Source organism: Ideonella sp. P3_A4, assembly GCF_056403075.1.
Genome location: NZ_JBFUGE010000214.1, coordinates 1 through 10,179, shown reverse-complemented (window position 1 = coordinate 10,179; position 10,179 = coordinate 1). Strand labels below are relative to the sequence as shown.

The window sequence follows — 10,179 nt, the reverse complement described above, 5'->3', positions numbered from 1 at the left end:
GACCGACACTGCCGAAGAGCTGGCCGCACTGAAGGCCCAGGCCGAAGCCGCCGACCTGACGCTGCAAGACGTGGGCGAAACCACCTGCTGCTATGCCCGCAGCGACAAGCACTGGATGACCGACCCGCAAGGCATTGCGTGGGAGCACTTTCACACGCTCGACAACATCCCCGTGTTCAGTGAGAAGGCTCCCGCGGCGGCTGACGCCAGCGCCTGCTGCGCTACGCCGGCACCGCGCGGCAAGCCCATCGGCATCGCCGTGAAGCCGGCTTCGTCCTGCTGCTGAGTCGTTGGCCATGCTTGGGTTCTTGACACGGCATTTGTACGCGCTTGCCGTGGGTGGCAGTCTCGCGGCCTTCGGCATCGCTCGGGCTTGGGGCTGGCCGCTGGAGGCCGTGGTGCTGGCGAGCAGTGTGCTCACGTTGATCACTGGTGCGGTCCTGGAGCGGCTCGCCCCCTTTGACCCGCAGTGGTCGCTACCTCGGAACGACGTGGCCACCGACGCCACCAGTGCCACGATCTTGATCGGTCTGGTGGACCCGCTGCTGAAGGCCGCGATGCCGGTATTGGCCATCACGCTCTGGTGGGGCGTGGGCCGGCCCGATCTGCCGGACTGGTTTCTTGCTGGCGCGCCGTTTGGGGCGCAATTGCTGACGGTGCTGCTCTGGATCGAATTCAGCAAGTACTGGTCGCACCGCGCGCACCACACGCTGGGTGGCCTGTGGCAGTTGCACGCGCTTCACCATGGCAGTGAGCGCCTGTACTGGCTCAACAACTTCCGCTTTCATCCGCTGAACCACGCGCTGAACACGCTGGTGAGCCTGCTGCCCTTGTGGCTGCTGGGCGCGCCGGCCGACGTGCTGCTGGGCGCCACTGCGCTGACGCAGCCGGTGTTGATGCTGCAGCACGTCAACGTCGACCTGCGCAGCGGTTGGTTGAACCACCTGTTCAGCACCAACGAGCTGCACCGCTGGCATCACTCGGCCCGGCCGTCCGAGGCGAACTCGAACTTCGGCAGCGCGCTGGTGCTGTGGGACCACGTCTTCGGCACCTTTCGCCACCCGCGCGGTGCTGCGCGGCCGGCTCGAATCGGCTTGTTTGGCAGCAGCAGTGGCTACCCAGCCACCGGCTCGTACATGAAGCAGTTGCTGGCCGTTTTCATGCCGCCGTGCTGCCGCGTCTGACTCCCGCTCATCTTTCCCTCATTGTTTTCGTTCGACCATGACCACCAACGTCCTGATTCTTTGCACCCACAACTCGGCGCGTAGCGTGCTGTCCGAGGGCATGTTGAACCACTGGGCCGCCAAGCTCGGCAAAGACGTGCGGGCCTACAGCGCCGGCAGCACGCCTAGCGGCCGCATCAACCCGTTCGCGATCGAGGCGCTGGCCAATGCTGGCGTCGACACGAGCGGCTACCGCAGCAAGTCGTGGGACGAGTTCGTTGGCGAAGGTGCACCCGAGATGCGCGTCGTCATCACGGTATGTGACAGCGCGGCGGCTGAAACCTGCCCGTACTGGCCCGGCGGCCCGGTGAAGGTGCACTGGGGCTACCCCGATCCTTCCAACGCTGCCGAGGCACAGAAGGCCAGTGCCTTCGAGCTGACGCGCCAGGTCATTGGCTACCGCATGCTGCAGCTGTTGCAACTGCCGCTGGGCACGATGAGCAACGCCGAGCTGCAGCAAGCGTTGGCCGACATCGCGCGGAGCTGAGCATGCCGGTATCGACGAGGCAGAAACTGCTGGCCGAGTTGCTGGGCACGGCACTGCTGCTGGCGGTGGTGATCGGCTCAGGCGTCATGGCCGAGCGCCTGGCTGGCGGCAACGTGGCGGTCGCGCTGCTGGCCAACACGCTGGCCACGGTGGGTGGCCTGTATGTGCTGATCGAGGTGTTCGGGCCGCTCAGCGGGGCGCATTTCAATCCGGCCGTCTCGCTGGTGATGGCCGGGCGTGGCGCGCTGGCGCGCTCGCTGCTGCTGCCCTACATCGTGGCCCAGCTCACCGGTGCGGTGCTGGGCGCCTGGCTCGCGCATGCGATGTTCGACATGAGCATCGTGCAGTTCTCGGCCAAGCTGCGCAGCGGCCCGGGCCAGTGGGTGGCTGAGGGCGTCGCGACCTTCGGCTTGTTGTTGGTGATCTTGCGCGCACCGGCGGCCCGCGTGGCGCCGATGGTGGCGGCCTACATCGGGGCGGCCTACTGGTTCACTGCATCGACCTCGTTCGCCAACCCGGCGGCGGCGTTCGGGCGCATGTTCAGCGACAGCTTCGCCGGCATCGCGCCCAGCAGCGTGCCGGGCTTCGTGGCGGCCGAGTTGGCGGGTGCGGGGCTGGCGGTGCTGGTGTGCCGGTGGCTGGAGCCCGCGGCGGCTGCAAGACAGACGGGCTGAAGCCAGTCCACACGGGGCGCCGCCCCGTTTTCTTGGCCCAGATAGGTGCTATTGACAACCAAATGAGACGAGCCGACGATGCGCCCATATAGTTGCTATTCACATCCAAATGAAAAACTCCGGCGGATCGGCAGGCGGTTTGTTGCGCGAGGTGGCACGCCTGTACACGCGCGCCCAGCGCGTGGTGGCCGACTGCTGCCGCACCACCAACACGCAGTGCCACTTGCTCACCGAGCTGGGCCGCTCGGGGCCGTTGTCGCTGGTGGAACTCGGCACGCGGGTGTGCCTGGAGAAGAGCTGGGTGTCGCGCGCGGTCGACGCGATGGTCGAGCGTGGACTGGTCACCAAGGAGCCGAATCCGCAAGACGCAAGGAGCTGGCTCGTCACGCTCACCGCCGAGGGCGAGCGCACCGTTGGCGAATTGAACCGCACGCTCGATGAGCATGCCGACCAACTGCTGGGGGCCCTGGCCGAGCGCGAGCGCGCTGGCGTGGAACAGTCCCTGCTTCTGTTGATGAAGGCCCTGCGAGAGGACACCGCAGCCAACTGCTGCCTTCCGCCGGCCGAAGCCAAGGAATCTCGATCATGTCGATGAACACGAACATCAGCTTGCGCCAGGGTGGCCAGGCCGACTGGCCGGCGGTGGCCGCGCTGCTGGAGGCGAACAAGCTGCCGCTGGACGGCGCCCAGGCGCACTTGAACAACTACCTGTTGGCGCTGTCGAACGGCGAGGTCATCGGCTGCGCCGGCGCCGAGGTCTATGGCGATATCGCACTGCTGCGCTCGGTCGCAGTGCTGCCGGGCCTGCAGAAGCTGGGCATCGGCAAGCTGCTGGTCGATCGGTTGATTCACGAGGCGCAGCGCCGCCAGATCCGCACGCTGTACCTGCTGACAGTTACCGCGCCGGAGTACTTCGCCCAGGTCGGCTTCAAACGCATGAAGATGGACGACGCGCCCGCGGCGCTGAAAGCCTCGGCCGAATTCCAAGGTGCGTGCCCGGCCTGCGCCGCGTTCATGGCGTTACCCTTGGTGCAGCCCGCAGCGGTGGGTCTCGACGCCGAGTTGCCGGTGGCCGTGTTGGGTGGAGGGCCGGTGGGCCTGGCGGCCGCGGCCAAACTGATCGAGCGCGGCCTGCCGTTCGTGGTGCTGGAGGCCGGGGCGCAGGTCGGCGCGAACCTGCTGGACTACGGGCATGTGCGGCTGTTCTCGCCCTGGCAATACAACGTCGACCCCAGCATGGCCCGGCTGTTGGCAACGACCGGCTGGCAGGCGCCGAGGGCGGATGGCCTGCCGCTGGCACGCGAAATCGTCGAGAAGGTGCTGGTGCCGTTCGCCCAGTTGCCGCAGTTGGCTGCCGCGTTGCAGCTGAACACGCGTGTGTTGGGCGTGAGCCGTGAGGGCTTCGACAAGGTCAAGAGTGCCGAGCGCGAGACGGCACCGTTCGTGATCCGCGCCCAGCGCAACGGCGAGGTGTTCGAGTTGCGGGCGAGGGCGGTGATCGACAGCACCGGTACCTGGAGCACGCCCAACCCACTGGGCGCCAACGGCTTGCCGGCGATCGGCGAGGCTGAAGCTGCGGCGCAGATCGCCTACGGCATCCCGGACATCCTGGGTGCCCAGCGCAGCCGCTACGCCGGCAAGAAGACGCTGGTGGTCGGCGCGGGGCATTCGGCGGCGAATGCGCTGCTGTATTTGGCGGAGCTGGCTCAGCAGGCACCGGCGACAAAGCTGGCCTGGGCTGTGCGCTCGCCGGTGCTGAACCGCGTGTTCGGCAGCGCGGCGGATGCACTGCCGGCGCGCGGGCAACTGGGGGCCTCGCTGCGGCGCCTGCGGGATGCGGGCGGGTTGGAGTACGTGGCCGGGCTGCGGATCACCGAGCTGCGCCGCGACGATGGCCAACTGACCGTGATCGGCCTGGGTGCCAAGGGCCAGCCGCTGCAGCTGGAGGGCATCGACGAGATCGTCTGCGCCACCGGCCAGCGGCCGGATCTGACGCTGGCCAGCGAGCTGCGCGTCAAGCTCGACCCTTGGCTCGAGTCGACCGAGGCACTCGGGCCGTTGATCGACCCTAACGTTCACAGTTGTGGCACCGTTCGCCCGCATGGGCACCACGAACTGGCGCACCCGGAGCCGGGCCTCTACACCGTCGGCGTCAAGAGCTACGGGCGCGCACCGACCTTCTTGATGGCCACCGGTTTCGAGCAGGTGCGCTCAGTGGTGGCAGCGATTGCCGGTGACATCGAGGCCGCCGACCGGGTCGAGCTGGAGCTGCCGGAAACGGGCGTGTGCGGGATCGGCGAGCCGGAGAGGGCGCAAAGTGAGGGTGGCTGTTGTGGCGCGACTGCCAACCCTGAGCCAGTGGCTGCCGTTGCACAGCCCGCCAAGGCTGGCGGCTGCGGTCCTGCGTCTTGCGGCAGTGGCGCGAAGCCTCAGCCCGCAGCGATCRTCGCTGAGGCTTCCGCGCCCAAGTCGGCATGCTGCGGCCCGGCGGCCAACAGCGCCGCCGCGGCGACGACCACCGCTGCGTGTTGCGGATGAGGATCGGCCTGCATCAGCGCGCCAGCACCGTCGCCGTGTTGGGAAGTGCCCAGACCTTGTCCTGGGCCTCGACCTACTACCTGCCGGCGATGCTGGCCGCGCCGATGGCGCGTGACCTCGGCGTGTCGACACCCACGGTGTTTGCGGCGTTCTCGGCGGCGTTGATGGTGTCCGCGTTGATCGGCCCCTACGCCGGCCGCGCGATCGACAAGCGTGGCGGCCGGCCGGTGCTGATGGCCAGCAACGTGGTGTTCGCGCTGGGCCTCGCCCTACTCGGGCTGGCCGACGGCGCGTTGGGCCTGTTCGCCGCCTGGGTGGTGTTGGGCATCGGCATGGGCAGTGGGCTGTACGAGGCTGCGTTCGCGACGTTGGTCCGGTTGCATGGCCGCGACTCACGCAACCTGATCACTGGAATCACCTTGATCGCCGGCTTCGCCAGCACAGTAGGTTGGCCGTTGACGACGTTGCTGGAAGCGCAGTTCGGCTGGCGCGGTGCCTGCTTTGCGTGGGCGGCACTGCAACTGCTGCTGGGGCTGCCGTTGAATGCGTTGCTGCCGAGTGCTGAGCGGGCGGACCCGAGCCCAGCGCCGGCACCGATCTCTGCGGCAAAAGATGGCGAGGTGGCTTCGCAGGGCACGCTGCGCACGGCGGTCTTGCTGTCGCTGATGTTCGCCGCCACGGGTTTCATCAGCACCGCGATGGCCTCGCACTTCCCACGGCTGCTGCAGGCCGCTGGGGCGACGCTGGCGACGGCGGTGGCGGTGGGTGCATTGATCGGACCGGCGCAGGTGGCGGCGCGGCTGATGGAGTTCGGGTTCTTGCGCCGTGTACACCCGGTGTGGTCGGCGCGTTTTGCGGTGGCGCTGCATCCGCTGGGCGTCTTGGTGCTGGCCGTGGTGGGGGCACCGGCGGCGGCCGTGTTTGGCCTGCTGCACGGCGCAGGCAACGGCATCCTCACGATTGCCAAGGGCACCTTGCCGCTGGAACTGTTCGGCGCTCATGGCTACGGGCGGCGCCAGGGCTTGCTCGTGGCACCGGCGCGTGTGGCTCACGCGTTGGCGCCGTGGTTGTTCGGCGTGTGCCTGGACCGCTGGGGCGCCGATGCGCTGTGGTTGTCGGCCAGCTTGGGTGTTGTAGCGCTGACCACGCTGTTCCTGCTGCCGCACCGGCACGCGGTTGCGGCAACTGCGGCCTCGCGGCAAGCCCAAACAGAAAGCTGACCCACGCCGCACCGCGGCAGGCGGTAACGCGCAGTAGCACTGTGCCGACATGTTCGGATCGGCCGAACAAATCGGCTGCTGACTCGTCATCTCTGGTGAAACAGCCTTCACCGGAGCGTCATGCAGACCGAACCTGTCCACGATGTCATTGCCATCGGCCTCGGGCCCTTCAACCTGGGGCTCGCCTGCCTGCTGGAGCCTCTGGCCCAGTACCGCTGCCTCTTTCTCGAACGACAGCCTGAGTTCAACTGGCACCCGGGCCTGATGCTGCCCGACGCCACGTTGCAGAACCCGTTTCTCGCCGACCTGGTGACGCTGGCCGACCCGACCAGCCGCTTCAGCTACCTCAACCATTGCAAGCAGGACGGGCGGCTGTACCGGCGCTTCATCCGCGAGCAGTACACGCTCACGAGGCGCGAGTACAACCGCTACTGCCAGTGGGCTTGTGCACAGCTGAAGTCGGTGCGCTTCGGCAGCGAGGTGCGGCAGATCGAGCACGACGCGGCCAGCGGCCACTACATCGTCAGTGGGGTGGGGCGCGAAGGAGTGWTTGCTCACCGTGCCCGCAAGCTGGTGCTGGGTATCGGCACGACGCCGGGCTTTCCGGCCTGTTGCGAGCCGCACCAGAGCCTGGTGCACAGCGGCACTTATTTGCAGCACAAGCGCCGTCTGCAAGCCAAGCGCTCGATCACCGTGATCGGCAGCGGGCAGAGTGGGGCAGAGATCGTGCACGACCTGCTGCGCGAGCAACCGCAGCACGGCTATGCGCTGCAGTGGATCACCCGCTCGCCGCGTTTCTTCCCGATGGAGTACGCCAAGCTGACGACTGAGCTCAGCTCACCGGACTATGCGCGGCACTTCCAGCGCCTGCCGGTCACCGCACGGCAACGCCTGTTGCGCGATCAGCGGCCGATCACGCATGGCATCAACGCGCAGTTGATCAACGCGATCTATGACCTGCTGGAGGAGCAGGCGCAAGGGGCGAACCTGCGCACGTTCCTGTTGCCCGGTTGCGAGCTGCAGAGCTGCCAGTTCGAGCCCGAAAGCGCCGAGTACGAACTGCGCTTCAAGCACACCGACCTGAAGCGCCACTACCTGCACCGCACCGACGGCCTGATCTTCGCCACCGGCTACGCGCATCGCGTGCCGGCGTTCATCGACGGGCTGCGTGGCCGGTTGCGAATGGATGAGCACGGCCGCTACGAGCAGGCGCCCAACCACAGTGTGGACGTGACGGGCCGCGACGTGTTCGTGCAGAACGCGGGCTTCCATGCGCTGGGCCTGACGAGCCCGGACCTGGGGATGAGCTGCCTGCGCAACGCCGCGTTGGTGAAGGAGCTGACCGGCGTCGACCACTACCCGGTCGAAGAGCGTATTGCCTTGCAGCACTTCGAGCCACCGCTCGGCGGGCCGCTGCAGCGCGTGCGCGAGGAACCCACCGCCATCGGCGAGGTGCTGGTTTGACGCCGATCTTGCGCAACAGCGTCATCGCGATGTCGGCGCTGGCCTGCTTCAGCGATGCGGTGCTGATCGCTTTCTACCCGCAGTTCTTTGCGCAGCGCTACGGCGTGCTCAGCGAATTCCACACCGGTGCCTACGTCGCTTGCATCTCGCTGGCGGTGATGGTGGCGTTCCCTTTGTGGGCGCGCGTGGCGCGTCGCATCGAGACGCTGCACCTGCTGGTGTGGACGCAGGCCGCCGCCGGTGTGCTGTGCCTGCTGTCGACCCAGGCCACGCAGCTGTGGCAGTACTGGGCGCTGTCGATGGCGATGTTCGTCTGCAAGAGCAGCTACCTGCTGATGTACCCGTACCTGCTGCGATTGCAATCGACAGAGCAGCACGCGGGCACCGTGGGTGTGTTGTCAGTGGTGGTCCACCTGGTGGGCATTGCTGGCGCGGCGGTCGGTGGCGGCTTGCTGCAAAGCTGGGGAACCACCGGCTGCCTGGTGTTCATGGCGGCGGGTGACTTCTTGCAGATGGCGGTGTGCGCGTGGCTGCTGGTCAGTCGCCGCGCCGTTCGAGTGGTGGACGATGCGGATCAGCAGCCTCATCGCAAGGCCAGTCCGGCCATCTGGCGCCTGGCGGGGTTGATGTTGGTGTTCGACTTCAGCGCCTACCTCGTCGGGCCATTCTTCAGCGGCTATTGGCAAGACCTGACCGGCTCGGCAAACCAGGTGGGTGCGGGCCTGGCCTATGCGGTGCCGGCGGCGATGGCGCTGCTGGGTTTGGGCATGAACCATCGGGCTCGGCGCAACGGCCGCCAACCGCTAGACGCGCTGCTGCCCAACCTGCTGCTCGGCGCAGCGGGCTTGCTGCTGCAGGCGGCTCCGTCGGTGCCGCTGCTGTCGCTGGGGCGCTGCCTGTTCGGCTGGGCCTTGTTCCAGGGCATCGTGAAGCTGGAGACGAGCGTGTTCAAGCTCAGCACGCCCGACGCTTATGCCACCGACTACGCGCTGGCGAACTTCTTCCAGAACCTGGGCGTGTTGCTCGCGTCCTTGGCGGCCGGCTGGTTGGTCGAGGTGATGGGCGCACCGCTGACCTTCGCCGTGGCGGCGCTGGGGTGGTTGGTCACGGCCGTGCTTTGCCCGTGGGCGTTGACGCCTCGCCAAGCTGCCGAAAGCACCGCGTCTTCGTTACCAGACCAGCAGTCCCAACATGCCTAACGTGAAAATTTACTACACCATCCCTTCGGACGGCTGGCGGCCGCGCGGTGCCGGGATCACGCGGCTGCGCGCGCTGCAGCCAGCGGCCGACGCACCTTGGTTGCACCACTGGTTCACGCAGCCGCGCGCCAGCTTCTGGGGCATGCAGCAACACACGGTGGCGCAGGTCGAGGCGGCGTATGCCGAACTGGTCGGCTCTGGCCACTCGTTGGCCAGCGTCGGCGAGATCGAGGGCCGCAACGCCTTCGTGCTGGAGTGCTACGACCCGGCGCACGATGTGCTCGGCGAGCATTTCGAAGTGCAGCCGGGCGATGTCGGCATGCATTTCTTCGTCGGGCCTGCCCACACCAACGCCGGGCCCATCCCTGGCTACACCCGCCACGTGTTTCGCACGCTGATGTGTTTCATCTTCGAGCACCTACACGCCCGGCGGGTGGTGGTGGAGCCCGACATCCGCAACCACAAGGTGCATGCGCTGAACGCCGCAGTGGGCTTCGAGGTGCATGCCCCGTTGACCTTGCCGCACAAGACGGCACTGCTGTCGAGCTGCACCCGCGAACAGTTCCGGCGCGCGATGGCGCTGGATTCCCGATTCGATTCACTGCTTCTTGAACAACCGCTTGAACAACCATTGACTGAGGATGCTGCGACATGACCCGCCCAACCGACACGACGCCGACCGCTGCCCACCTGGCACCCGAGGTTTGGCAGCAAGCCAACCGCCACCTCGTCCGCAAGGCGATCGCCGAGTTTGCGCACGAGCAGGTGCTGGTGCCAGAGACCTTGGGCCCAGCCTCGCGCAAAGGCTGGCAGCGCCACCGCCTGGTGTCGCCCGACGCGCAAGCCAGCTACGAATTCGACGCGCAGCAATTGCCCCTGCGGCACTGGCGAGTCGACCCGATGTCAGTCGAGAAGACGCTGGACGGCCAAGCGGCGCCGCTGGACGCACTGGCATTCATCATCGAGTTCAAGCAGACGCTGGGCCTGAAGCCGGAGCTGCTGCCGATCTACCTCGAAGAGATCAGCAGCACGCTGTACGGCGCGACCTACAAGCTGACGAACGGTGAGCGGTCAAGCGCGGCGCTGGTCGACGCCGACTTCCAAGCGGTGGAGGCGGCGATGAGCGAGGGCCACCCGGGCTTCGTGGCCAACAACGGCCGCATCGGCTTCGACGCGAAAGACTACGCGGCCTACACGCCCGAGGCCGGGGCGCGCTTCTCCGTGGTGTGGCTGGCTGTGCGCCGCACGCACGCCGAGTTCAATTCAATTTCGGGCCTGAGCCACGAGCAGTTGCTGGCCGAGGAACTGGGCCCGGAATTGCTGGCGCAGTTCCACGCCAGGCTGCAGGCGATGGGCCTGAACGCCGAAGACTAC

10 protein-coding genes and 1 pseudogene are annotated in these 10,179 nt (G+C 67.2%); all 11 read left to right on the top strand.

The genetic code is table 11. The features are described from left to right. Positions 1-286 (top strand): annotated as a pseudogene (locus AC1DYI_RS18480) (ArsI/CadI family heavy metal resistance metalloenzyme); the annotation flags it as partial. A gap of 49 nt (positions 287-335) precedes the next feature. Continuing rightward, positions 336-1,184, top strand: a complete 849-nt coding sequence (locus tag AC1DYI_RS18475; protein ID WP_477205593.1) for a sterol desaturase family protein — start codon at positions 336-338, stop codon at positions 1,182-1,184. A 37-nt stretch (positions 1,185-1,221) separates the two neighbouring features. Beyond that, entirely contained in the window at positions 1,222-1,710 is a 489-nt protein-coding gene (locus AC1DYI_RS18470) for an arsenate reductase ArsC (RefSeq protein ID WP_477205592.1), read from the top strand. Between the two features lie 2 nt (positions 1,711-1,712). Then, positions 1,713-2,384 carry an aquaporin gene (locus tag AC1DYI_RS18465; protein WP_477205591.1) on the top strand — a complete coding sequence of 224 codons (672 nt, stop codon included), beginning with the start codon at positions 1,713-1,715 and terminating at the stop codon, positions 2,382-2,384. 109 nt (positions 2,385-2,493) lie between these two features. Beyond that, positions 2,494-2,979: a MarR family winged helix-turn-helix transcriptional regulator gene (locus tag AC1DYI_RS18460; RefSeq protein ID WP_477205590.1), complete on the top strand. Its 486-nt coding sequence runs from the start codon at positions 2,494-2,496 to the stop codon at positions 2,977-2,979. After that, on the top strand, positions 2,970-4,922 hold the full coding sequence (arsN2, locus tag AC1DYI_RS18455; RefSeq protein WP_477205589.1) for an arsenic resistance N-acetyltransferase ArsN2: 1,953 nt from the start codon (positions 2,970-2,972) through the stop codon (positions 4,920-4,922). Before AC1DYI_RS18460 ends, arsN2 begins: the two co-directional genes overlap by 10 nt. Then, entirely contained in the window at positions 4,919-6,142 is a 1,224-nt protein-coding gene (locus tag AC1DYI_RS18450; protein WP_477205588.1) for an MFS transporter, read from the top strand. Before arsN2 ends, AC1DYI_RS18450 begins: the two co-directional genes overlap by 4 nt. A gap of 120 nt (positions 6,143-6,262) precedes the next feature. After that, positions 6,263-7,606, top strand: coding sequence for a lysine N(6)-hydroxylase/L-ornithine N(5)-oxygenase family protein (locus AC1DYI_RS18445; RefSeq protein WP_477205587.1), 1,344 nt, complete (start codon positions 6,263-6,265; stop codon positions 7,604-7,606). Beyond that, complete coding sequence (locus AC1DYI_RS18440; RefSeq protein ID WP_477205586.1) at positions 7,603-8,805, top strand: MFS transporter; 1,203 nt, start codon at positions 7,603-7,605, stop codon at positions 8,803-8,805. The genes AC1DYI_RS18445 and AC1DYI_RS18440 overlap by 4 nt, the downstream gene beginning before the upstream one ends. Further along, positions 8,798-9,460 (top strand): GNAT family N-acetyltransferase, encoded by a 663-nt coding sequence (locus AC1DYI_RS18435; RefSeq protein ID WP_477205585.1) that lies wholly within the window; start codon positions 8,798-8,800, stop codon positions 9,458-9,460. The genes AC1DYI_RS18440 and AC1DYI_RS18435 overlap by 8 nt, the downstream gene beginning before the upstream one ends. Beyond that, on the top strand, positions 9,457-10,179 hold a 723-nt coding region (locus AC1DYI_RS18430; RefSeq protein ID WP_477205584.1), incomplete at its 3' end, for an IucA/IucC family protein. The genes AC1DYI_RS18435 and AC1DYI_RS18430, both read left to right, overlap by 4 nt.